16 protein-coding genes are annotated in these 25,285 nt (G+C 67.7%); 15 read left to right on the top strand and 1 reads right to left on the bottom strand.

Going from position 1 to position 25,285, the window contains the following annotated elements; genetic code table 11:
• Window positions 1-261 precede the first annotated feature (261 nt).
• From LCL87_RS24570 to LCL87_RS24600, 7 genes are all read left to right on the top strand, one after another.
• Window positions 262-1,314 (top strand): Ig-like domain-containing protein, encoded by a 1,053-nt coding sequence (locus LCL87_RS24570; RefSeq protein WP_225024071.1) that lies wholly within the window; start codon window positions 262-264, stop codon window positions 1,312-1,314.
• Window positions 1,315-1,894: 580 nt separating this feature from the next.
• Entirely contained in the window at window positions 1,895-3,193 is a 1,299-nt protein-coding gene (locus LCL87_RS24575; RefSeq protein ID WP_225024072.1) for an Ig-like domain-containing protein, read from the top strand.
• Between the two features lie 269 nt (window positions 3,194-3,462).
• Window positions 3,463-5,319, top strand: a complete 1,857-nt coding sequence (locus LCL87_RS24580; protein ID WP_225024073.1) for an Ig-like domain-containing protein — start codon at window positions 3,463-3,465, stop codon at window positions 5,317-5,319.
• 648 nt (window positions 5,320-5,967) lie between these two features.
• On the top strand, window positions 5,968-8,700 hold the full coding sequence (locus tag LCL87_RS24585; protein ID WP_225024074.1) for an Ig-like domain-containing protein: 2,733 nt from the start codon (window positions 5,968-5,970) through the stop codon (window positions 8,698-8,700).
• A 278-nt stretch (window positions 8,701-8,978) separates the two neighbouring features.
• Complete coding sequence (locus LCL87_RS24590; RefSeq protein ID WP_225024075.1) at window positions 8,979-10,490, top strand: Ig-like domain-containing protein; 1,512 nt, start codon at window positions 8,979-8,981, stop codon at window positions 10,488-10,490.
• Between the two features lie 70 nt (window positions 10,491-10,560).
• Window positions 10,561-11,319: a lysophospholipid acyltransferase family protein gene (locus LCL87_RS24595; RefSeq protein WP_225024076.1), complete on the top strand. Its 759-nt coding sequence runs from the start codon at window positions 10,561-10,563 to the stop codon at window positions 11,317-11,319.
• Between the two features lie 82 nt (window positions 11,320-11,401).
• Window positions 11,402-12,226, top strand: coding sequence for an HAD family hydrolase (locus LCL87_RS24600; protein ID WP_225024077.1), 825 nt, complete (start codon window positions 11,402-11,404; stop codon window positions 12,224-12,226).
• Window positions 12,227-12,301: 75 nt separating this feature from the next.
• Here LCL87_RS24600 and LCL87_RS24605 read toward each other — a convergent pair whose 3' ends face one another.
• Complete coding sequence (locus LCL87_RS24605; protein ID WP_225024078.1) at window positions 12,302-14,371, bottom strand: N-acetylmuramoyl-L-alanine amidase; 2,070 nt, start codon at window positions 14,369-14,371, stop codon at window positions 12,302-12,304.
• A gap of 373 nt (window positions 14,372-14,744) precedes the next feature.
• Here LCL87_RS24605 and LCL87_RS24610 point away from each other — a divergent pair, with 373 nt between their 5' ends.
• From LCL87_RS24610 to LCL87_RS24645, 8 genes are all read left to right on the top strand, one after another.
• Window positions 14,745-16,478 carry a SpoIID/LytB domain-containing protein gene (locus LCL87_RS24610; RefSeq protein ID WP_225024079.1) on the top strand — a complete coding sequence of 578 codons (1,734 nt, stop codon included), beginning with the start codon at window positions 14,745-14,747 and terminating at the stop codon, window positions 16,476-16,478.
• 139 nt (window positions 16,479-16,617) lie between these two features.
• Window positions 16,618-17,376, top strand: a complete 759-nt coding sequence (locus LCL87_RS24615) for a MerR family transcriptional regulator (protein ID WP_225024080.1) — start codon at window positions 16,618-16,620, stop codon at window positions 17,374-17,376.
• A gap of 78 nt (window positions 17,377-17,454) precedes the next feature.
• Window positions 17,455-18,672 (top strand): UDP-galactopyranose mutase, encoded by a 1,218-nt coding sequence (gene glf / locus LCL87_RS24620; RefSeq protein WP_225024081.1) that lies wholly within the window; start codon window positions 17,455-17,457, stop codon window positions 18,670-18,672.
• Window positions 18,669-20,519, top strand: coding sequence for a glycosyltransferase (locus LCL87_RS24625; RefSeq protein ID WP_225024082.1), 1,851 nt, complete (start codon window positions 18,669-18,671; stop codon window positions 20,517-20,519). Before glf ends, LCL87_RS24625 begins: the two co-directional genes overlap by 4 nt.
• On the top strand, window positions 20,503-21,018 hold the full coding sequence (locus tag LCL87_RS24630) for a phosphatase PAP2 family protein (protein ID WP_225024083.1): 516 nt from the start codon (window positions 20,503-20,505) through the stop codon (window positions 21,016-21,018). Before LCL87_RS24625 ends, LCL87_RS24630 begins: the two co-directional genes overlap by 17 nt.
• Window positions 21,015-21,920: a decaprenyl-phosphate phosphoribosyltransferase gene (locus LCL87_RS24635; RefSeq protein WP_225024084.1), complete on the top strand. Its 906-nt coding sequence runs from the start codon at window positions 21,015-21,017 to the stop codon at window positions 21,918-21,920. The genes LCL87_RS24630 and LCL87_RS24635 overlap by 4 nt, the downstream gene beginning before the upstream one ends.
• A complete protein-coding gene (locus tag LCL87_RS24640) occupies window positions 21,898-23,805 on the top strand; it encodes an arabinofuranosyltransferase AftB family protein (RefSeq protein ID WP_510850856.1) in 1,908 nt (635 codons plus the stop codon). The genes LCL87_RS24635 and LCL87_RS24640 overlap by 23 nt, the downstream gene beginning before the upstream one ends.
• A gap of 291 nt (window positions 23,806-24,096) precedes the next feature.
• A complete protein-coding gene (locus tag LCL87_RS24645) occupies window positions 24,097-25,095 on the top strand; it encodes an alpha/beta hydrolase (RefSeq protein ID WP_225024085.1) in 999 nt (332 codons plus the stop codon).
• The last annotated feature ends 190 nt before the right edge of the window (window positions 25,096-25,285 follow it).

A 25,285-nucleotide genomic window follows, 5' to 3' on the forward strand; every position in this document is an offset into this window, starting at 1 on the left:
ACCGGAGTCGGGCCGGGTATCGGCAGGTACGCAAACGCTCTGGAAGGAGTCGAAATGGCCCGATCGGTCATGCGGCGAGCTGTCTCGAAGGTACTCGTGGGTGCAATGGCTGTCGCCGCGCTCGGAGTCGGCCAGGTTGCACTCGGAAGTGGTGTCGCATCCGCGGCGCCGGTGTCGCAGACGGTTACTGCTTCGAACATTAGCGCCACCAAATCCGTTGACAAGGCGAACCCCTTTCCCGGTGACACCGTGGTGTCGACCGTGACTCTCGGGGCCAGCGGAGTCGACCGGTACATGCAGACCTTCACCGATCTCCCGCCGGCGAACTACGTCCTGCAGAGTGTCAACGCCGACGTGTGGCGAGGTGACGGCGTGTCGGGCGGCCGCAACAAGTCGGGTCCGTTCGACGGCGACGCGTCCCAGGATCCCGTTTCCGGTGCGGTTCGGCTGGACTGGAAGGGATCGGGAAACTGTGTCGCCGCATGGTGCCGACTGGGGCTGCTGAACAAGAACGCGACGCTGACCTTCACCTACAAGGTCGCCGCGAACGCTCAGCCGGGACCGCGGACCACCGGTATGGAGTTCGACATCTACTCCTTCCAGACGACGCAGCGCTGGCACCCGCTGGATCAGTTGAACCTGTCCGTTCAGCAGCCGACCACGTCGACCACCACCACGTTGATCGTTCCGCCGAGCGCCAAGACGGGTGACACGGTGCAGCTTTCGGCAAAGGTGTCGCCGGCGACCGCGACCGGTTCGGTGCAGTTCAAGAACGGCAACACCAACCTCGGCGCGCCGGTTTCCGTCGTGAACGGTGTCGCGTCGCTGCCTTGGTCCTTCGCTTCGCCGGGTCCGCAAGCGATCACGGCCGCCTTTTCCGGAACCAACGGCTTCACCAACTCGAACTCCCCCGGACTGATCGTGGACGTGTCGGCTTCCAGTGACGACGACGTGGAGTCGAACACGATCATGACCGCGCCGCAGACCGCGACGGTGGGCAAGGCGGTGCGACTGTCGGCTCAGGTGTCGTCGACTGCCCAGTCACTTCCGGGCACGGTTCAGTTCTATGACGGCGGCACTCCCATCGGTCCGCGACTCCAGGTCGGAAACGGGGCCGTCGCACTCGACTACGTCTTCGACGTCGCGGGTCCGCACGAGATCAGCGTCGCGTACACCGGTGGCGCCGGAGTGGACGGTTCTGCCTCCCAGGCTCAGACCATCCAGGTAGCGGAGGCGCCTGCGCCCCCCGGACCGGCCGGCAGCCTGGGCAGCCTCGGAAGTTTGGGCGGCGGCAGCCCGATCTTCGGGTCCTGAAGTACCTCGATCGGGGCTCCTCGCGTTTGACGCGAGGGGCCCCGATTCGTTTGTAGGCCATTCCGTAACAACCTGGACGCACGTCCGATACAGTGGGGCGCGCTCCTTTCGGTACATCCGTGTCGAATGGAACGAGCCGGGTAGTCGGAGTCGGGCCGAGACCTGGGCGGAACAACATGCGGAGCCGGTGACGAGAAGATCCGGTGCCGCGGTGACCGTGCTCTGAAGGGAGTCGGAAAATGGCCCGATCGACGTCGCCGTCGCGCGCATCGACCGTATACACCGGCAATGGCCGGGTCCACGGGTCGTCTCACCGATAGCAGCCTTCTCACTGGTCCATCCATGCCCAATCCGCTAGTCGCCGCGGCTGATGACGTCGTCGGGTTGGCATCCATCGAGGTTCGGCGTCGAGAGGAAATGCATGTCTGACAGGAACATCCGTCGCGTTGTCGGGGGACTGAGTGCCTTCGCGGTTGCTGCCGGATTCGCAGCCACCGCCGGAGTCGGTGTGGCCGGTGCGGCGTCGCAATCGGTGAATTGGTCTGACGGTAGTAGCAAGTTCACTCGGACGATCAGCGACGTGAATCCCAAAGAGGGGGACATCATCACGTCGAAGACTGCTTTCCAGCGCAGTAGCGGCGCTGTCGTGGAGTACATCTATGCCGTCAAGGACCTGCATCCGACGTGCCTGACGTACGTCGAGGGTTCGGCGAAGGTGGACGGCTCGCCGCGTGGTCTCGAGAGCAAGGGGGCTGATTTCGCTCGTGTAGAGGGAAGCTCGATCGAGTGGCCGGTGCGTGGGATCGCGAATCCGAATACGCGCACGTTCGAATTCTCGTATCGGGTCGGTGCGGACTGTGCCCGGGACGTGGCGCTGATGACGACGATGCACTACAGCGGATCGCTCGGTAGCGGCACCTACAGCAACAAGGGGCCGACGATCACGGTCAGCAAGAACGTCACGGCGACGACTTTGGCCGCAGTGTCCGGAGCTCAGGTTGGGCAGGTCACCAACCTCGCCGCGACGGTGACTGGTGGCACTCAAGGTGACACCGTCGACTTCCTCAGCGGTGGCAGCAAGATCGGTTCTGGCACTCTCAACGCTAACGGCACTGCGACCCTCGCATGGACGCCCACGACAAAGGGCACGCAGCAAATCATGGCGAAATTCCTTGCGACGTCCAAGGCCAACGCCTCGCAGTCGGATCCGCAGAGCGTCGATGTGGCGCAGGTTGATGCCGTTTCGACCACCACGATCGCCGACGTCACGGGCGCGCAGGTGGGGCGGGCATCCGGCCTCGAAGTGACCGTTTCACCGGCCGCCGCAGGTGGCAGCGTGCAGTTCAAGGACGGTGCCACACTGCTCGCCGATGTACCCGTCAACGGCAGCGGCAAGGCCACGTACCAGTGGACTCCGACGGTCGAAGGCTCCCACTCGATCTCCGCGGTGTTCTCCGGCCGCGACGGTGTAGCCGGGTCGACCGGGACGAAGACGGTGAACGTTGCTGCGAAGCCGGTCCAGAACACCGATTCCACCACCGAAATCTCGGTCGGCAACGGTCAGGCCGGTGTGGCTCAGACGATTTCGGCTCAGGTGACCAATGGTGCTGGTGGCACAGTGACGTTCAAGGACGGCAACACCGTCATCGGGACGGCGACGGTCGACGGCAACGGACGGGCCTCGATCTCGTGGACGCCTGCCGTCGAGGGTCAGCGCACCGTCCGCGCCGAATACTCGGGAGCCGGCACCGTCAACGCCTCCTCCGACGCGATGTCGGTCGTGATTGCGGCCCCGAACGGCGGCGGTGACGGCGGGACTGATGGTGGCACCGGCAGCCTCGCTTCGCTCGGTGGCGGCTTCGGCTCGCTCGGCGGCTAACCAGCCTCGAGGCCTCATACCTCGTCCGGTCCGGAACTGATCTCGCGGGCCGGACGGGGTGTCCGATATCGATTGCAGGACGGTCGGCGCTGCCTGCCGTCGAAGGGGAACCTATGTCTGACAGAAGAATTTGCTGGCTGGCGGTGGGTGCTGCCAGTGCGGTTGCTGTGGGTTTTTTGGTGACGGTGGGTGTGGGTTCGGCGGGTGCTGCAGAGCAGTCGGTGAATTGGTCTGACGGTAGTAGCAAGTTCACTCGGACGATCAGCGACGTGAATCCCAAAGAGGGGGACGTCATCACGTCGAAGACTGCGTTTCAGCGCAGTAGCGGCGCTGTCGTGGAGTACATCTATGCCGTCAAGGATCTGCATCCGACGTGCCTGACGTACGTCGAGGGTTCGGCGAAGGTGGACGGCTCGCCGCGTGGCCTCGAGAGCAAGGGGGCTGATTTCGCTCGTGTCGAGGGAAGCTCGATCGAGTGGCCTGTGCGTGGGATCGCGAATCCGAATACGCGCACGTTCGAATTCTCGTATCGGGTCGGTGCGGACTGTGCCCGGGACGTGGCGCTGATGACGACGATGCACTACAGCGGGTCGTTGGGTTCGGGAACGTACTCGGACCAGGGTCCGGCGATCACGGTCAACAAGAACGTCACGACCACAACGCTGGCGGCGGTGTCGGGTCCGGTGACGGCGGGTCAGTCGGCAACGTTGAGCGCCACGGTAACCGGTGGCGCGCAGGGTGATTCGGTCGACTTCTACGACGGCGCCACGAAGCTGGGTTCGGCAACGTTGAATGCGTCCGGAGTGGCGACGTACGCGTGGACGTCCACGTCGCCGGGCGCGCACCCGTTGCAGGTGAAGTATCTGGGCACCGCGAAGGCGAATCCGTCGGAGTCGACGCAGCAGTCGGTGTCGGTGGTGGTTCCGACGTCGATGACGGTGTCGGCGCCGTCCACGGCGCTGACGGGCACCGCAGTCACACTGACCGCCAACGTGACGCCGTCGAGCGCGTCGGGCACGGTGCAGTTCAAGGACAACGGTACGAACATTGGTTCGCCGCAGCCGGTGTCGAACGGCGCGGCGTCGATGCAGTACACGTTCACGACGGCCGGCAATCACAACATCACGGGAACCTTCACGTCCGGTTCCGGCTTCGCGGAAGCGACGTCGGCGCCACAGCCTGTGGCAGTCAGCGCTCCTGCCGTGCCGACGACACTCGCAATGCAGATGCCCTCGACCGTCGAAACCGGAACCGCGGTGACGTTGACGGCCAATCTCACGCCGGCCAATGCCTCCGGAAAGGTGCAGTTCAAGGATGGCGGCACCGACATCGGCTCGTTGGTCACCGTGTCGGCCGGCAAGGCGCAACTCAGCCACACCTTCACTACCGCGGGCAACCACTCCATCTCCGCCGTGTTCACCGGTGACCCGGGATTCCTCGGATCGACCGCGACCGCGAAGCAGGTGATCGCGACCGACCCGCAGGTTCCCGACGTCCAGACCACCACGGCGCTGACGGCCCCGGCGACCGCCCAGACGGGGGCGGCGGTGGCGCTGAGCGCCACGGTTACTCCCGCCAACGCCTCCGGGACCGTGCAGTTCAAGGACGGCAGTGACCCGATCGGATCGCCGGTCGACGTGGTGAACGGTACTGCTGCCCTGCTGTACACATTCCAGGCCTCCGGATCGCATTCGATCACCGCGGTCTTCACCGCCGGTCCAGGGTTCGCCAGTTCCACCTCGTCGGCACAGTCGGTTCAGGTGTCGGACCCGGCGCCCGGCGACGTGGTGACGTCGACGGCACTGACCGTTCCGGGCACCGCCACGGTCGGGCAGCAGGCCAATCTGTCGGCCCGGGTCACCGGCAACGGGTCGCTGACCGGCACGGTCCAGTTCTACGACGGGTCGACGCCCCTCGGGACCGGTGTCCAGTTGGAGAACGGTGTGGCGGTCCTCCCGCACACCTTCGCCACGGCAGGTCCGCACGAGATCACGGCGGTCTACTCCGGTGGCGCAGGGTCTCAGGCGTCCACGTCGGCCCCGCAGACCGTCCAGGTGGCCGCCTCCGGCGGAGGTGACGGGGGCGGCACGGGCTCGCTCGGCTCGCTGAGCGGGTTCGGTTCCTGACCTCCGATACGGGTCCCGGCCGCAGGGGCGGGACCCGTATCGACAGGCGATCACATAGTCGTTCAACAAGTTCGAAGCTTCCGCGCCCGGGGTCGGGCCGGCGTGGGAGGTGTCACCCGAGGCGATCACTCGAACGGTCGGGATTTCGAAATCCGATGGGCCGAAGAGTGCTCTGGAGAAGGAGAAAGCGAAATGGCCCGATCGAGAACGCGGACAATTGTGGCGGCGGGAGCTGCCACCGCGATTGCTGCGGGTTTTGTGGTGACGGTGGGGGTGGGTTCGGCCGGTGCGGCGGCGCAATCAGTGAGTTGGTCTGACGGTAGTAGCAAGTTCACTCGGACGATCAGCGACGTGAATCCCAAAGAGGGGGACATCATCACGTCGAAGACTGCTTTCCAGCGGAGTAGCGGTGCTGTCGTGGAGTACATCTATGCCGTCAAGGACCTGCATCCGACGTGCCTGACGTATGTCGAGGGTTCGGCGAAGGTGGACGGCTCGTCGCGTGGTCTCGAGAGCAAGGGGGCTGATTTCGCTCGTGTAGAGGGAAGTTCGATCGAGTGGCCGGTGCGTGGGATAGCGAATCCGAATACGCGTACGTTCGAATTCTCATATCGGGTCGGGGCGGATTGTGCCCGTGATGTGGCGTTGATGACGGCGATGCATTACAGCGGGTCGCTCGGTTCTGGTGAGTACAACGACAAGGGTCCGGCGATCACGGTCTCGAAGAACGTCACGACGACCACGCTGGCGGCGGTGTCGAGTCCGGTGATGACGGGCCAGTCGGTGACCTTGAGCGCGACGGTGACCGGTGGCACGCAGGGTGATCCGGTCGACTTCTACGACGGGGTCACGAAGCTGGGCTCGGGAACCCTGAATGCTTCCGGTATCGCGACGTTCGCGTGGACGTCTACAACGCAGGGTTCGCATTCGCTGCAGGCGAAGTATCTGGCCACCGCGAAGGCGAACCCGTCGGATTCGGCGTCGCAGTCGGTGTCGGTGGTAGTCCCGACATCGATGACGGTGTCGGCGCCGTCGACGGCTTTGACGGGTACCGCGGTGACGTTGTCGGCGAACGTGACTCCGTCGAATGCTTCAGGGACGGTGCAGTTCAAGGACAACGGTGCGAACATCGGTTCGCCGGTGGCGGTGTCGAACGGTGCGGCGACGATGCAGCACACGTTCACGGCAGCCGGAAATCGCAGCATCACAGCAGAGTTCATCGGCGCGGGCTTCGTGAACTCGTCGGCTGCGCCGAAGACCGTGTCGGTCAGCGTCCCTGATCAGGCGACCACGACGACACTGACCGTTCCGCCGACCGCGGAAACGGATCAGCAGGTCACGCTCACCGCGAACCTCGATCCCACGAACGCCTCCGGAACGGTGCAGTTCAAGGACAACGGTGTGAACATCGGTTCGCCGCAGTCGGTGTCGAACGGTGCCGCCACGTTGCAGCACACCTTCACCACCGCCGGTAGCCACAGCATCACCGCGGACTTCAGCGGCGCCGGCTTCGTGAGCTCGTCGGCTCCCGCGCAGACGGTCAACGTCAACGTCCCCGACCAGGCGACCACGACAACCCTGACCGTCCCGCAGACCGCGCAGACCGGTACCGAAGTGACCCTGTCGGCCTCCGTCGCACCGAATCCCGGTGGCGGCACCGTGCAGTTCAAGGACAACGGGACGGATCTCGGTGCGCCGGTGCCGGTCTCGAACGGCGCCGCGCAACTGCCGCACACCTTCTCGTCCGCAGGACAGCACGGCATCACGGCCGTGTTCTCCGGTGCCCCCGGGTTCACGACCTCGAGCGCCGCGACCCAGACGGTGACTGTCAGCGTCCCCGATCAGGCGACCGCCACGACGCTGACCGTTCCGCCGACCGCGGAAACGAATCAGCAGGTCACCCTCACCGCGAACCTCGACCCGACGAACGCGTCCGGCACCGTCCAGTTCAAGGACAATGGCAACAACATCGGCTCCGCGGCTCAGGTGACCAATGGTGTCGCCACCCTGCCGCACTCGTTCACCGCGGCCGGCAGCCACAGCGTCACGGCGGTGTTCACGGGCAACGCGGGCTTCTCGAACTCCTCGGCGACGGCGCAGACCGTCAACGTGACCAACCCTGTGGTCCCGGACGCCCAGACCACCACCACGCTGGGAGTGCCGGCGCAGGTGGTGAAGGGAACGACCACGACGCTCAGCGCGACACTCACCCCGGCAAACGCGTCCGGCACCGTCCAGTTCCTGGACGGCCAGACGCCGATCGGCGGCCCGGCCACCGTGACGAACGGAATTGCTTCCGTCCAGCATTCGTTCGCGACCTCCGGTAACCACAGCATCAACGCCGTGTTCACCGGCGGCCCGGGCTTCTTGGGCTCGACGGCGACGGCCAAGTCGGTCATGGTGACCGAGCCCGCGGTCGTCGACGTGGCGACCACGACCACGCTCACCGCTCCGTCGACCGCGGAGACCGGCCAGCAGGTCACGCTCACGGCGAACCTGAATCCGGCCAACGCTGCGGGCACGGTGCAGTTCAAGGACGGCGCCACCAACATCGGTGGCCCGGTGACCGTCACGAACGGCACGGCGACGACGCAGACGACATTCTCGGCGGCCGGCAGCCACAGCATCACCGCGGTGTTCGCCGGTAGCACCGGCTTCAAGGCATCGACGTCGTCGGCGCAGACGGTGACGGTCAACGCTCCTGTGGTGCAGACGTCGCTGACGCTGTCGGCGCCGTCGGACGCGCAGACCGGATCCGAGGTCACCTTCACCGCGACGGTGGCGCCCGCGAATGCGTCCGGCACGGTGCAGTTCACTGTCGACGGCACCAACGTCAGTGGCCCCGTCACGGTCTCGAACGGTGTGGCGACACTGCCGCACCCCTTCACCGCCGCGGGACCGCACACCGTCGGTGCAGCGTTCACCGGTGCGCCGGGCTTCACGAATGCGACGGCAACGACACAGACCGTCCAGGTGTCGACCCCGACCCCGGAGGACGTCGTGACGACGACCGCAGCCACCGTCCCCGGGGCGGCGACCGTCGGGCAGCAGGTGACGCTGTCGGCGAACGTTTCCGGTGGCACCAACCTGCCCGGCACCGTGCAGTTCTTCGACGGTGACACCCCGATCAGCGGCAACGTCGACCTCGTCGACGGCGTCGCGACGGCCCAGCACACCTTCACCACGACCGGCGCGCACGTGATCACCGCGCGCTACTCCGGCGGCCAGGGCGCGAAGGCGTCGATCTCGCCGGCGCAGACGGTCCAGGTGGCCCCGGCCGACGACGGCGGCGGAGACGGTGGCGGCACCGGCAGTCTGGGCTCGCTCGGCAACCTCTTCGGTTCCCTGAGTGGAGTGGGCCGTTCGGGATCCGGATCCTGATCGACGACGGCCCGAGCTGCTAGTCAACGAGACCCCCGACCCATCAGGTCGGGGGTCTCGTGCGTGTTGTGCCGGATCGAACTGTTTTCCCTCCTCGTCCGGACTCGCGTCGATACAGTGTGAGCGCACATCACTCGTCGGGGCAGTTGGGGTGAGGCGCGGCGGGCGTTCGCAGTCGGGAGAGCGTCGGCCGAGTTCGGCAAACGTGTTCTCCTGAGCGCGGTTCCGGCATGCGTCAACCCCCGGGGCTGCACTCTCCTGCGACGAGAGGAGTGCTTGTGACCCGATCCATCACCCGACGACTGGTGTCCACAGTCGTTGCGGGGGCCATGGCCGCGAGCGTGGTCGCTGCCGGGCAGATTCTGTGGGGCGTCGGAAGTGCAACGGCCGCACCGGTCTCGCAGACGATCACCACCAGCAACATCGTTGCGACCAAGACGGTGAGCCCAGCGGTCGCGCATCCCGGCGAGACGGTGACGTCCACCATCACGTTCAAGACGAACGGCGGGGTCGACCGCTACCTGAACAACCTGACCGACCATCCCCCGGCTGGGTACCAGTTGCAGAGCGTGGCCGGCAACGTCTGGCGGGGCGCCGGAGCGAACCTGAACAATCCGTCGGTGTTCGACGGTGCGGCCGTACAGAATCCGACTACCGGTGCGGTGACCGTGAAGTGGACAGACGCCTTCCTTGCGCTGGGACTGATTCCCGGCCTCGGGAACGGCGACATGCACCCGACCCTGACATTCACGTACAAGGTGCCCGACAATGCCCAGCCGGGCCAGCGCAGCGCCGGGATGAGTTTCGACATCTACTCGTTCGCGACATATCAGTCGTTCAATCCCATGGCGGGACTGGCTGTTTCGGTCGATCCGCTGGCCACGACCACCACCGTGTCGGCGCCGTCGAGCGCGATCACCGGGGCGCCGGTGACTCTGTCTGCGAACGTGACGCCTGCGAACGCGCCCGGCACGGTGCAGTTCCAGGAGAACGGCACGAACATCGGCTCGCCGGTTCAGGTTTCGGGTGGAGTCGCTTCGATGCAACACACCTTCCAGGCGACGGGCTCGCGAAGCATCTCCGCGACCTTCACCGGTTCCACCTCGACGTACGCCACGTCGAACGCGCCGGCCCAGACCGTCTCGGTGACCGCGCCCGACGCCCAGACGTCGACGTCGCTGACCGTGCCGACCGATGCCAAGACCGGCACGTCGGTGTTGCTCACGGCGAATGTGACGCCCGCCAACGCGACCGGCTCGGTGCAGTTCCGTGACAACGGTGCCGACATCGGCACCCCGATCCAGGTCTCCGGGGGCGCCGCGAATCTGCAGCACACCTTCACGACGGCGGGCACGCACAACATCGTGGCGGTGTTCACTGCGGGCAACGGCTTCGTCGGTTCCACCTCGCCGGTGCGCGCCGTGGCCGTGACCGAGCCGGCCCCGAGCGATGTCCCCACGACGACTACGCTCACTGTCCCCGGGACTGCGACGACGGGCCAGCCCGTGCAACTCTCGGTCCAGGTGGCCGGGGCGGCGACCCTGCCCGGCACGGTGCAGTTCTACGACGGCAACACCGTGGTCGGGACGCCCCTCGTTCTGGTCGGAGGCCAGGCGTCGGTGACCCACACGTTCACTACACCGGGCGCGCACCAGATCGTGGCCGTGTACTCCGGCGGTCCGGGCGTTACCGGGTCGTCCTCGGTACCGCAGCCCGTGCAGGTCACGAACGCGGACGGCACCGGCAGCGCCGGGTCGCTCGGTGGCGGCACCCCGATGTTCGGGTCCTGATCTCCTGACGTCGTAGTGGCCGGGGACGCGAAGTGTCCCCGGCCACTCCGCGCCGACTACGCTGCACACTGTGGAACCCTTCTACCGAACGATCATCGGCGTCGCCCGCGCAGTGTTCGCAGGCCAGGGGCTGAAATTCACCGTCACCGGCGCGGAGCACGTCCCCGCGTCCAAGGGGGCGGTGATCGCGATCAACCACACCGGCTACATGGACTTCACGTATGCGGGGCTGCCGGCCCGCGCCGTCAAGCGGTACATCCGCTTCATGGCGAAGAACGAGGTCTTCGTCAACAAGATCTCCGGCCCGATGATGCGGGCCATGAAGCACATTCCCGTCGACCGGGCGGCCGGCGCCGACTCGTACCGCGTGGCCGTGCAGGCGTTGCGCGACGGCGAACTCGTCGGCGTCTTCCCGGAGGCGACGATCAGCCGCAGCTTCGAACTCAAGGAGTTCAAGTCGGGGGCGGCGCGGATGGCGCTCGAGTCCGGCACCCCCATCGTGCCGATGGTGATCTGGGGCTCGCAGCGGGTGTGGACCAAGGGGTTCCCGAAGCGTCTGGGCCGGACCAACACCCCCATCTCGATCGCCGTCGGTGAGCCGATCCCGCCGTTCGAGCCGGCGTCGGAGATGACGGCGCTGCTGCACACCCGCATGGAGGAACTGCTCCGCGGCGTGCAGGCGAACTACGAGCACCCGGCCGGCGAATACTGGGTGCCCGCCCGGCTCGGCGGCGGCGCCCCGACGCTCGAGGAAGCGAACCGAATGGACGCCGAGGAGGCCGAGGCCAAGGCCGCGGCCCGGCGCGCCAGGGAGACCGGCGGAGCCTAGATCGGGCGGCCCACCGGTGAAATAGCGCTCACCGGTGGCTATGGAGAGGCCGTTTGTCGTCCCAAAGGGGCAGAATGGCCCGGTGTCCACCGAACTGCCCAGCCTCGTCGCCAGCGATGTCGACGGCACCCTGATCGACGACGCCGAACGCGTGACCGCCCGGACCCGGGCGGCCGTGCAGACCGTCGTCGAGTCCGGAACGCCCTTCGTCCTCGCCACCGGACGGCCGCCGCGTTGGCTCGCCCCGGTCGTCGACGGACTGGGGTTCGCGCCGCTCGCGGTGTGCGCGAACGGCGCGGTGCTCTACGACGCCGACGCGGACCGGGTGATCAGAGCGTCGACCCTGTCGGTGGAGACCCTCGCGTGGCTGGCCGACCTCGTCGACTACGAGCTTCCGGGAGCCGGACTCGCGGCCGAGCGCATCGGTGCCACCGCACACGACACCGCGACCGCCCAGTTCGTCAGCGCTCCCGGCTACGAACACGCCTGGCTCAACCCCGAGCACACCGAGATGGCGCCCGAGGACCTGCTGTCCGCGCCCGCCGTCAAGATGCTCATCCGCCTGCCCGGGGCGAGCAGCGCCGACATGGCCGCCAAGCTTCGCCCGCTGGTGGGGGAGCGGGCCGACCTCACCTACTCGACGAACAACGGCCTCATCGAGGTGTCGGCGCCGGGGGTGACCAAGGCGTCGGGGCTGAAACTGATGGCACAGCATCTCGACGTGGCCCACGACCGGATCGTCGCGTTCGGCGACATGCCCAACGACATCCCGATGCTGACGATGGCTGGTCACGGCGTCGCGGTCGAGAACGCCCACCCCGAGGCGAAGGCGGCGGCCGACGAGGTCACCGCCACCAACTCGGCCGACGGCGTCGCGCTCGTGCTCGAGAGGCTTTGGAAGAACTGAGCTTCGGCTCCGACAAGACACAGAAAAGGCCTGCCCTCCACGAAACCGTGGAGGGCAGGCCTTTTCGTCGAACGGTCAGTTGATCGCGACCGGAGCCTCGGACACCGCGTCCGCCGGAGCCGGAGCGGGGGCCGCAGCCGGAGCGGCCGCGTCGTTCATGATCGTGGTGACCTGGCCGGTGGCCTCGTCGAAGATCATCGAACCGCGCTCGAAGTCGGAGCGCTTGCCGCCGTCCACCGCGTACTCGTCGCTGATCGGGAGGCCGATGTCACCCATCACGCCGCCGGCCGCGGTCCACTGCTCGAAGATCTTGCCGATCGTCGTGACCACTCCACCGAGGGGCGAGGTGAAGATGCCGCCGTTCTGGAAGAACGCGTACACCTGGCCGGTCGCCGTGGTCAGCAGGCCGGTGATCGCGTCACCCACCATGCTGCGGTTGCCGCCCATCGCGAGCCACTGGCGGGCGATCGGGTTGGAGTCGGCGATCGACAGGATGCCGTTCACCACCGCCGGGATCTGCGCATTCAGGTCGAGCGACCCGGCCGGGTTGGCGCCACCGTTGTTGCCGCCGCCGTTGCTGGGGTTGGTCGGCGGCGTGTTGCCGCCGCCACCACCGGTGCTGCCGCCGTAGTTCGCCGCGGCGATGTTCCGAATCTGGTCCATCTGGGCGTAAGCGGCACTACCCGGGCACTCGGTGTAACCGACGTCGCGGTGGGCGAAGATCGTCGGCAGGACGACCCGCTGGCCCAGCGCGTACTTCGAGTACTGCGTGCCCTCGGAGTACATGGTGACCTGACCCTTGGGGTTCAGGTTCGCGAGCTTGAGGCGCCAGCCCAGGTACTTGCCCACCGACTCGATCGTGGCCGCCGGCGCCGGCTCGTTCACGAAGTTGCCCATCATGGCGATACCGACGGTGTTCTCGTTGAAGCCACCGGCGTGCGCGCCCTGGACGGGGCGGTCGAGTCCGCCGAAGCGACCCTCGAAGATCTGGCCGAAGCGGTCGACCAGCACGTTGTAGCCGATGTCGCACCAGCCGAGCGACTGCGCGTGGTAGGCGTAGATGCCGCGCACGATGCCCGCCGACTGCTCGCGCGTGTAGTTGTTGGTCTCGGCCGTGTGGTGCACCGTCGCGCCACCGGTGGAGTCGTCGTAGACCGCGCCCTGGCAGCGGATGCCCTCGTTCGCGCCCCACGCCTTACGGGAGATGATGTTGATGCCGTTCACCGATGTCGGCGTGGCGATGTCGTCGAGGTTCGCGTCCTGCGGTCCGCTACCGGGATTGATGAGTACCGCCGCGATGTCGTTGGCGGTCAGGGCTGCGTCCCGCAGCGGCTTCGACACGGCCGCGGGGGTGTAGCCGAGCGGCTGGGTGGCTTCGGAATCCGACTGGGGAGCAGGCGTTTCGGTGGCCGGAGCCCCCGGAGTCTCAGGAGCCTCCGGAGCGCGGTGGGCCGGGTCCGTGGGGTCCGTGGGGGCCGGTGCGGAGTCCGTGCCTGCAGCGCCGGCCGTTCCTTCCTTGGGCGTCACCAGGATCTGCACGGCGTTCGTGTCGCCGACGAAGACCGGCTCGGTGCCCTGCTTACCGCTGATGCTGCCGTCGACGAGATCCGGCGTGATCCACTCGCCCCACGAGCCGTCCGCGAGCTTCGCGCGCAGCTGGGTCACCGACGACTCGAGGTTCGCGGCCGTGACGCCGACCATCGAGAACGGGGTGTCCTGCGTGACCTCCTTGACCGTCGCGCCGAGGGTCTCCGGGGAGACTTCGCCCGGGGCGGACGGCGCCGGAACGGGATCGGAGATGTCGCTCGGGGCCGTCGACGGCGTCACCGACGGCGCCAGCGGCGTGAGCGACGGAAGCGTCAGCGTTCCTCCGCCCGGGAGAGGGATCTCGTGCGGGAGCGGAAGGTCACCGAGGCGGATGTCGGGCAGGTCCAGGCCCGTCAGTTCCTTCAGGGGGATGACGATGTCCGGAACCGACGCGAGCACGACCTCCGCGATCTGCGTCTCGATCGACGGTGCCGAATCGCTTGCCGACAGGACGTCCGAAGGCTCGCTGTTCAGTGCCTGAACGGCGAAGGGGGTGGCAACGGCGACTGCTGCGACTGCGGCCAGGACTATCGAGTTCTTCGGTCGACGGTGCGGCAAGGCGAATCTCCTCGTGGTAATGCGCGGGGTGTCTTCGTGCGCTGCGAGCGACCTCTCGGCCGGCCGATTCCGGGCGGTTCGGTATCGGACTGAATCCTGAGGGCTCCCTTGGGAGGAAGTCCACAGCCCATCCGAGGATGTCTGCAACTTGTGATGCAGATGTTACCGGTGTGACTGAAGTTACTTCAGTGGCGGATGTTGCCAACAGCAGTCACAGTTGCCACACTAGTCGCAACATCCTTAACGCTCAACCTTAGCTTGAGCCTTTGGGTGACTGTGCTGGTCGGGGCCGCTTCGCTCCCGTTCCATTGCCCGCTCCGGACTCTGCACAGGCCCGCACGGCCCCCAGACCCCAGTGATGAGGAGCGAGCCTATGGCGACCCCCCGCCTTCGCATTTCCGCAGATCGTGTCCTGCGTCGTCGACGCATCGGCGGACGCCCGTCGCGCTCCCTGGCCAGGCTCGCCGCCCTCGGCCTGGTGCCGGCCCTCGCCGCGGGCGCCGCGATCGGGCTGGCCGTCGTCGATCGCGGCCCGGACTCGGAGATCGCCAACGTCGTCGCGGCCGGCACTCCTATCAATCTGTACGGGCACGGCTACGGGCACGGCCGCGGCATGAGTCAGTACGGCGCCTACGGCTACGCGAAGAACTTCGGGTGGACCGCGGAGCGCATCGTCGGGCACTACTACGGCAACACCCAGCTCGGTCAGGTCGCCGATCCGTGGGTCGCGGTGCGTCTCATCGGCCGCGACGACAAGCGGCTCGACGTCTACTCGGAGACCGGTCTCAACGTCGCCGGCCTCTACTTCGGACCGAACTCGGCCGCGCATCTCGTCCCGACGGCCGGTGGCGCCGATGTCACCGTCACCGACGGGTGCACCGGCCGCGAGATCTGGCGCGGCTCCACCAGCCATCCCTGGGTCGACCCGGTGAACCTCGGCGCGAACCGTCCGGCCAAGGAACACCTGCGCCTGTGCGACGGCAACGTCCCGTATCGCGGCGCGATGAACGCCACCCGCGACGGCAACGGTGCCTGGCGGACCGTGAACCGCGTGCTGATGGAGGACTATCTCCGCAGTGTCGTTCCCGCCGAGTCGATCCCGTCGTGGGCCGATTCCGGCGGCCGGGAGGCGCTGCGGGCGCAGGCGATCGCGGCCCGTTCGTACTCCGCGGCCGAGCGCCGCTACGGCTACGCGCAGACCTGCGACACCCAGTCCTGCCAGGTGTACCGCGGATCGTCGAACGAGGACTGGCGGACCAACGACGCCGTCGGCTCCACGTCGGGCACCGTCATCAAGCGTGGCAACCAGATCATGGCGGCCGAGTTCTCGTCGTCGTCGGGCGGTTTCACCGCCGGTGGCGTCTTCCCGGCCGTGATCGACGAGGGCGACGCGGTGTCTCCGAACCGCAACTGGCAGCAGACCGTCACCGCCGGAGCCATCGCGAACGCGTACGGCGTCGGCGAACTTATCTCCTTCGACGTCATCGGCCGTAACAACCTCGGCGCCGACGGCGGCCGCGTGACCCGCGTCAAGGTCGTCGGGACGTCGCGCACGGTGGAGGGGTCGGGCGACGAGGCCCGCTGGAAGCTCGGCCTCAAGTCGGACTGGTTCACCGTGGGCGCCCCCGGCCCCGGTACCCCCGGACCCATCCCGGGTCTGCCGCTCCCGCCGGGCTCGCTCGAGTCGCTGCCGCTGCCGGAGTTGCCGCCGCTGCCCGAGATCACCCCGGGGTCGGTGGAGTCGCTCCTGCCGCAGTTGCCGCCGCTTCCTCCGCTGCCGCCCCTGCCGCCGGGCTCGGCCGCACCCCTCCCGTTCGCTGCTGCCGCGGGTGACGCGATCGCCGAGCCGATCGCCGCTCCCGCGGAGGAAACCGCCGCAGTGGCGGAGGAGTCGCCGATCGACGCCAAGTATCGGGAACTGGGCGGACCGGCCGGAGCGCTCGGTGAGCCGACCGGCCCCGAGCTGATGCTGGCCGACGAGTCCGGCAAGTTCCGGACCTACACCGGCGGCACCATCTTGTGGACACCGACGCTCGGCACGCAGGTCGTCGACTCGAACGTCGTGCTGCAGCCGGTGGCGGCGGAAACGGACGTCGTCGCCGGGTAGATCCGACACAACTCGGGATCGGGCAGGACCACCGCACCGTGCGGTGGTCCTGCCCTTTTCTCGTTTCGCGTGAATTCCCCTTGACCTTGACGCAGCGTCAACCTGCAGGCTGGGTGTACCGACGCATCGAGGAGGCGACGTGAACCGGACCGGAGAGTGGTCGATCCAGCAGCTCGCGCGGATCACCGGGACCACGAGTCGGACGCTGCGGCACTACGACAGCATCGGCCTGCTCGCCCCCAGTCGGATCGGGACCGGCGGCTATCGCCACTACGACCAGGCGGCGCTCGTGCGGCTGCAGCGGATCCTGCTGCTCCGCGAGCTGGGGCTGGGGCTGACGGCGATCGCCGAGGTGCTGGCCGGCGACACGGACCCGGGGTCGGCGCTCGCGACGCACCTCGACCTGCTCGAGCAGGAGCAGGAGCGGCTGCGGCGTCGCATCGCGTCGGTACGCACCACGCTGGACAAGACGAGGAGAGGTGAGCCACTGATGGCCGAGGAGATGTTCGACGGATTCGACCACACGCAGTACGAGGAGGAAGTGGTCGAGCGGTGGGGGCGGGAGGCCTACGACCGCGGTGACGGCTGGTGGCGGTCGCTGTCCGATGCCGACAGGACCGGCTTCCAGCAGGACCAACTGGACATCGCCGCAGCCTTCGGGCGCGCGCACGCCGCCGGACTCGCCCCCGACTCGCCCGAGGTGCAGGAGATCACCCGACGGCACTACGCGTGGGTCGCGGCAGGCTGGCAGGGCCGTCGACCCACGGCCGACGCCTTCGCGGGCCTGGGGGAGATGTACGTGTCCGATCCGCGGTTCGCCCGGAACTACGACCGGCACGGGCCGGGCACCGCCGAGTTCGTCCGGGACGCGATGCTGGCCTTCGCGCTGAACCTGTAGCGGTTCCGGGTGCGCCTTTCCGGTGGTTCACGCCACCGGAAAGGCGCGTCCCGGTCGCTGTCGCCTACCCTGTTTTCCGTGACTGCCCAAAACGCGCCCCAGCCGTCCGCAGGTCAGTACGACCTCATCATCGTCGGATCCGGATTCTTCGGACTGACGATCGCCGAAAGGGCCGCGACTCAGCTCGGTAAGCGAGTGCTCGTCGTCGAGCGCCGGCACCACCTCGGCGGCAACGCCTACTCCGAGGCGGAGCCCGAGACCGGCATCGAGATCCACAAGTACGGCGCCCACCTGTTCCACACGTCGAACAAGCGGGTGTGGGACTACGTGAACCAGTTCACCGACTTCACCAGCTACCAGCACCGCGTCTTCGCGATGCACAAGGGCCAGGCCTACCAGTTCCCGATGGGTCTGGGCCTGGTCTCGCAGTTCTTCGGCCGGTACTTCTCGCCGAACGAGGCGCGGGCGCTCATCGCCGAGCAGTCTGCCGAGATCGACACCAAGGACGCGTCCAACCTCGAGGAGAAGGCGATCTCGCTGATCGGTCGCCCCCTGTACGAGGCGTTCGTCCGCGACTACACCGCCAAGCAGTGGCAGACCGACCCCAAGAACCTGCCCGCCGGGAACATCACCCGCCTGCCGGTGCGGTACACGTTCGACAACCGCTACTTCAACGACACCTACGAGGGCCTGCCCGTCGAGGGCTACACCGCGTGGCTCGAGAACATGGCGAAGGACGACAAGATCGAGGTCCGGGTGAACACGGACTGGTTCGACGTCCGCGATGACCTCCGTGCCGCGAGCCCCGACGCGCCCGTCGTGTACACCGGCCCGCTGGACCGCTACTTCGACTACGCCGACGGCGAGCTGGGCTGGCGCACCCTCGACTTCGAGACCGAGGTCCTGCCCACCGGAGATTTCCAGGGCACCCCGGTCATGAACTACAACGACGCCGACGTGCCGTTCACGCGCATCCACGAGTTCCGTCACTTCCACCCGGAGCGGGACTACCCCGGCGACAAGACGGTCATCATGCGCGAGTTCTCCCGGTTCGCGGAGAACGGCGACGAGCCGTACTACCCGATCAACACCCCCGAGGACCGGGCCAAGCTCGAGGCCTACCGGGTGCGTGCCAAGGCCGAGGCCGCGGAGTCGAAGGTGCTGTTCGGCGGTCGCCTGGGCACCTACCAGTACCTCGACATGCACATGGCGATCGCGAGCGCGCTGTCGATGTTCGACAACACGCTGCGCCCGCACCTCGAGTCCGGCGCACCCCTGGCCGGAGAGCTCGCGTGAGTGCGCTGCTCCAGCGGGTCCTGCTGCCTCGGCCCGGTGAGCCCCTCGACGTCCGCAGTCTGTACGCCGAGGAGTCGACGACCAACGCCCGGCGGGCGCACGCGACGTCGCGTACGTCGCTGTCGATCGGCGCCGAGTCCGAGGTGTCGTTCTGCAGCTACTTCAACGCCTTCCCGGCCAGCTACTGGCGCCGGTGGACGGTCCTCGAGTCCGTCCTCCTGCGACTGGAGCTGACCGGGCACTGCCGCGTCGACGTCTACCGCTCCAAGGCGGACGGATCGCGGATCCACGTGGAGGGCAAGGAGTTCCGCGAGGGCACCCTCGAGTTCACGGTGGATCTGGGGCCGTTCGAGGACGGTGGCTGGATCTGGTTCGACATCACCACCGACACCGAGGTGGAACTGCGTAGCGCCGGTTGGTACGCGCCGGGCGACGCGCCCGGCGAGGGTCGCGTCGCCGTCGGTATCCCCACGTTCAACCGCCCCACCGACGCCGTCAAGGCGCTCGCCGCGCTCGCGTCCGATCCGCTCGTGCTCGACGTGATCGACGCCGTCATCATGCCGGACCAGGGCACCCGCAAGGTGCGCGACGAACCCGGCTTCGCCGAGGCCGCCGCGATCCTCGGGGACCGCCTCGCCATCCACGACCAGGGCAACCTCGGCGGTTCCGGTGGCTACAGCCGCATCATGTACGAGGCGCTGAAGACGACCGACAGCCCGTACATCCTGTTCATGGACGACGACATCGAGATCGAGCCGGACTCGATCCTGCGCGCACTCGCGATGTCGCGGTTCGCGAAGAACCCGATGCTCGTCGGTGGTCAGATGCTCAACCTGCAGGAGCGCAGCCACCTGCACACGATGGGCGAGGTCATCGACCGCTCCGTCACGATGTGGGCCGGAGCGCCGAACGCCGAGTACGACCACGACTTCTCGCAGTACCCGCTCAGCGACCGCGAGAACTCGAAGAACCTGCACCGGCGCATCGACGTCGACGGCAACGGCTGGTGGATGTGCATGATCCCCCGCGTGTGCGCGGAGGAGATCGGGCTCCCGATGCCGCTCTTCATCAAGTGGGACGACTGGGAGTACGCGCTGCGTGCCCATCGCGCCGGCTACCCCACGGCCACCGTGCCCGGCATCGCGATCTGGCACATGGCGTGGAGCGACAAGGACGACGCCATCGACTGGCAGGCGTACTTCCACCTCCGGAACCGCCTCGTCGTCGCCGCGCTGCACATGCCGGACAACATCACCGGCCTGGTCCGGCACACGGTCAAGGCCACCGTCAAGCACCTGGTGTGCCTCGAGTACTCGACGGTCGCGATCCAGAACCTCGCGATCCAGGACTTCCTCGCCGGGCCCGAGCACGTCGCCGACCTGCTGCCCACCGCGCTGGGCAACGTCCACGCGCTGCGCAAGCAGTACCCGGACGCCGTCGTCCTCCCGTCCTCGACGAGCCTGCCGCTGCCCTCCGGTGCCGGAGTGGGTGCCGTCGGCGAACCCAAGGGTGCGCTCGCGAAGATCGTCCGTCTCGGCAAGGGGCTGGTCCACGGCGCCAAGGCGGTCGACCCGCGCCACCTCGAGCAGCCCCAGCTCAACGTCCCGACGCTCGACGCCCGCTGGTACCTGCTGTCGCAGGTCGACGGTGTCACCGTCACCACCGCCGACGGTCGTGGCGTCGTCTACCGCAAGCGGGATCCCAAGGTTGCCGCGCGCTTGTTCAAGGAGGCGCTGCGCCTGCGCCGGGAACTCGCGGAGCGGTTCCCGGAGCTCGCCCGTGAGTACCGTGCCGCAGCGCCGGACCTGACCAGCAAGGAAAGGTGGGAACGTGTCTTCGGCATCTGAGGTCCGGATCCTGCAGACCGTCCAGGGCACCATCGGCGCCCAGCCCGCGGTCGTCAAGGCGGCCCGGGGCATGTCGCACTTCGGTGAGCACGCCCTCGGCTGGGTCGCCGTCGCCGGTATCGGTGCCGCGCTGGACAAGCCGCGTCGCCGCCGCTGGGCCGGTGTCGCGGTGGGTGCCGTCGGCGCCCACGCCGCGTCGATCGTCATCAAGCGTGTCGTGCGACGTCCGCGCCCGAACGACCCGTCCGTCCAGGTCAACGTGTCGACGCCGAGCAAGCTCAGCTTCCCGTCGTCACACGCGACCTCCACGACGGCGGCGGCGGTGCTGCTCGGCCGGCTCACCGGGCTACCCTTGCCTGCGGTACTGGTCCCGCCGATGCTGCTCTCACGCCTCGTCCTCGGAGTGCACTATCCGACCGACGTGCTTGCGGGGTCGGCACTCGGCGCCGTGTCCGCCGCCGCCGTGCTGCGGGCCGAGCAGAAGTTTGGAGTGAAATGAGCGAGGAGCCTGCCGTCGTCACCGGGCCCCCGAAGACCCTGGCCGGCGGCATCGTCAAAGCCGTCCGCCCGCGTCAGTGGGTCAAGAACGTGCTCGTCCTCGCCGCACCGCTCGCGGCCGGGTCCGTTACCGAAGCCGACGTGCTGCTTCCGGTCGCACTCGCGTTCGTCGTGTTCTGCATGGCCGCGTCCGGCATCTATCTCGTCAACGACGCGATGGACGTCGAGGCCGACCGCGCCCACCCGACCAAGCGCTTCCGGCCCATCGCGGCCGGTGTGCTGCCGGTCAACATGGCCTACGCGATGGCGGCCGTGCTGCTCGCCGGCTCGATCCTGCTGTCGTTCGTCGCGAACTGGCAGCTGGCCGTCGTCATGGCCGTGTACATCGCGATCCAGCTGGCGTACTGCTTCGGGCTGAAGCACCAGGCCGTGCTCGACATCTGCATCGTCTCGTCCGGCTTCCTGCTGCGCGCGATCGCCGGCGGTGTCGCCGCGGAGATCCCGCTGTCGCAGTGGTTCCTGCTGATCATGGCGTTCGGCTCGCTGTTCATGGCGGCCGGCAAGCGGTACGCCGAGCTGCAGCTCGCGGAGCGCACCGGTGCGAAGATCCGCAAGTCGCTCGAGTACTACACCGGCACCTACCTGCGGTTCGTGTGGACGCTGTCCGCGACCGCGGTCGTGATCTGCTACGGCCTGTGGGCGTTCGAGCAGGATCGCGCCAACGACACCAACTGGTTCGCCATCTCGATGGTGCCCTTCACGATCGCGATCCTCCGGTACGCGGTGGACGTCGACGGTGGCGAGGCGGGCGAACCGGAAGAGATTGCACTGGGTGACCGGGTGCTCCAGTTCCTCGCGATTGCCTGGATCGGAGTAGTAGGTGTCGCTGTCTACCTCGTCTGAGCCGACTTCTGCCGCCGACGAGACCGACACCGAGTCGCGCCCCCTGGGGGAGCGGATCTCGCGTGCGGTCTTCGTCGGCGGCGTCGCGCTGACGGCTCTCCTCTTCGCGTGGGGGGCGTGGCAGCGCCGGTGGATCGCCGACGACGGGCTGATCGTGCTCCGCACGGTCCGCAATCTGCTGGCCGGCAACGGCCCCGTGTTCAACGCGGGCGAGCGGGTGGAGGCCAACACCAGCACGCTGTGGACGTACGTCGTCTACGCGGTCGGATGGGTCACCCAGGCTCGGCTCGAGTACGTGGTGCTCGGTATCGCGCTCGTGCTCTCCACCGCCGCGATCGTGCTGGCGATGGTGACGGCGAAACGTCTCTACGCGGACAGGATCTCCGGCACCACCGTGCTGCTGCCGGCCGGTGCGCTGGTCTACATCGCGCTGGTCCCGGCACGGGACTTCGCGACCTCCGGGCTCGAAACCTGCCTGGTCATCTTCTGGATCGCGCTGCTGTCGCTGCTGCTGACGCGGTGGGCGCAGGCGTCCGTGCCGTCGACGCCGTCGATCCTCGTCCTGGCCTTCGTCGCCGGGCTCGCTCCGCTGGTCCGACCGGAGATGGCGCTGCTCGGTGCCGCCGCGCTCCTGATGGTGCTGCTGGCCACCGGGATCGACTGGCGGCTCCGGGTTGCCGTGATCGCGGTCGCCGGCGCGGTGCCGGTGGCGTATCAGATCTTCCGCATGGGCTACTACGGGCTGCCCTACCCGAACACTGCGGTGACGAAGGAAGCCGGCGGCTCCAAGTGGGGCAAGGGCTTCGACTACCTGCAGAATCTGGTCGACCCCTACAAGCTGTGGGTCCCGATCCTCCTCCTCTGCGTCGCCGGGCTGGTCCTCTGGCTGCTGCGCCGTCCCGCGCCGGCCGGGCCGCCCGCCGGCGCCGACTCCTCGCGCGTGCGCCGGTTCCGGGCCTGGCTCCGCAGCCCCTCCGCCGCAGTGGCCTTCATGCTCGGCAGCGGGATCGTGTCGGCGGCGTACTCGATTCGCGTCGGTGGCGACTTCATGCACGGCCGCACGCTGCTGCCCGCGCTGTTCTGCCTGCTGCTGCCCGTCGCCGTCGTGCCGGTGCGGTTCCCGAGCCGCCGCGACCGGGGGGACCGCCGCGCGACGATCGCAAGTGTCGTCTCCCTGGCTACATGGGTGGGCGTCGTCGGATGGGCGCTGTGGGCGGCGAACTCGGACGGCATGCCGAACGGCACCGTCGTCGGCCGGAACGGAATCGTCGACGAGCGGGCGTTCTACTCCCTCGAAACCGGTCACGAGCATCCCATCCGGGCCGAGGACTACCTCGACTTCCCGAGGGTGCGGGCCATCGCCGAGTCGATCGCCGCCAGCCCGGACGGCGGCGTCGTCATCTCCGCCGGCAACCACGACTTCATGTACGTGGTTCCGCCGCCGGGCATCCCGCCGGAGGGCGGCGCCCCGCACACCGTCTTCTTCCCGATGCTGGGCATGGCCGCGATGAACACCTCGCTGGACGTGCGAGTCCTCGACAACATCGGGCTGGCGAACCCGATTGCCGCGCACACCGATCGGATCGAGGACGGGCGCATCGGTCACGACAAGGACCTGGCACCCGACTGGATCGTCGCCGACGCCGGCATGGTCGGCCTGCATCCGTGGATTCCGCCGTTCATGGACGAGCGCTGGGTGGCGGATGCTCGTGTGGCGCTGACCTGCCCGGAGACGCAGGACCTGCTCGCGTCGTACCGGTCGGAGCTGACCTGGGCGCGATTCAAGCAAAACCTACGCCGGTCGTTCGAGTTCGCCGACTATCGGATCGACCGGGTTCCGGTCTACGAGATCCAGCGGTGCGGCCTCGAGGTTCCGCAGTCCTGACCGGCGTCGACTGCCTGTCGGACCTGCGAATATGTCTCTTTTGTGTAACGCAGACGTCGGCGGTGTCGATGATCATCCAGTGACGAGACGTCGGCATCGGATGCCTCCGTTGTCGTTTCGAGGGCATTTGTCTATGTGCACCGCGTGACATAAAGTCCTCCGAGCGCAGTGTGACCTGAAACAGGATCGTTATCTCCCTCCGGGGTGATGCGGCCCTGCTTCCCCGACGGAATCGGGTCGGCACCCTCCTGGAGCGGTGCCGCGGACGAAGACGAAGAGAGAGCAGTATCCATGCGTTTTGATCGACAGAGGCTTACTCGGCGCCTCAAGCAGCGCTTGCTCGGCGTGTCCGCCGCAGCGCTGGTCCTGCCGGTGGTCGCCGGAATTGCCGGCACCGCCGTCGCGTCGGCCGCGCCCGTCGTGCACCGTGCCCCGGCCGGTGGCTACGAGGAAGTCTTCGTCGACTCGAGCATGGGGCCGATCAAGGTCCAGATCCAGTGGGCCGCACGGGGCGGCGACGCCGCCCTCTACCTGCTCGACGGACTGCGGGCACGCGAGGACGCCAACGCGTGGACCTTCGAGACCAACGCGCTCGACCAGTACCGTCTCGACAACCTCACTCTCGTGATGCCGGTCGGCGGCCAGTCGAGCTTCTACACGGACTGGTACGCGCCCAGTAACTTCAACGGTCAGAAGATCACCTACAAGTGGGAGACGTTCCTGACCAAGGAACTTCCCGCCTACCTCGAGACCCGTGGCGTCTCGCGTACCAACAACGGAGTCCTCGGACTGTCGATGGGCGGCTCGGCGGCCCTGACTCTCGCTGCGTACCACCGCGATCAGTTCAAGTTCGCCGGATCGCTCTCCGGCTACCTGCACATCTCGGCGCCCGGCATGCGTGAGGCGATCCGCATCGCGATGCTCGACGCCGGTCGCTTCAACGTCGATTCCATGTGGGGTCCGCCGTGGAGCCCGAACTGGCTGCGCAACGACCCGTTCGTCTTCGCGCCCAAGCTCGAGGGCCTGTCGATGTACATCTCGGCCGCGAGCGGCCTTCCGGGTAAGTACGACAACCCCAAGAAGGCGATCGACTACTACAACGCTGCGAACGCAATGGGTCTGGAAGCCCTGTCGCTGGCCAACACCCGCGCCTTCCAGCTCAAGCTCGCCACGCTGAAGATCCCCGCGACCTACAGCTTCCCGGCCAACGGCACCCATGCGTGGGGCTACTGGTCCGACGAGCTGTGGAAGGCCCGCGGCCAGATCCTGAACACGCTGAACGCGTGGTGACACCCCATGACGTGACGTGAGACGCCTTCCCCCGCACACCCTGTGCGGGGGAAGGCGTCCCGCGTTCGGGTGCGGATGCGCGCCCGGCCCCGGCTCGATAAATTCACTTACCGCCCCAGCGAGGCAACCCCGGATCGTCCCTTCCGCCGTGTAGTAAGGAAGCGACGAACTCGGCCCCGAGGGGGGCGCC

The organism is Prescottella equi (assembly GCF_020171745.1).
Lineage (GTDB): Bacteria > Actinomycetota > Actinomycetes > Mycobacteriales > Mycobacteriaceae > Prescottella > Prescottella equi_A.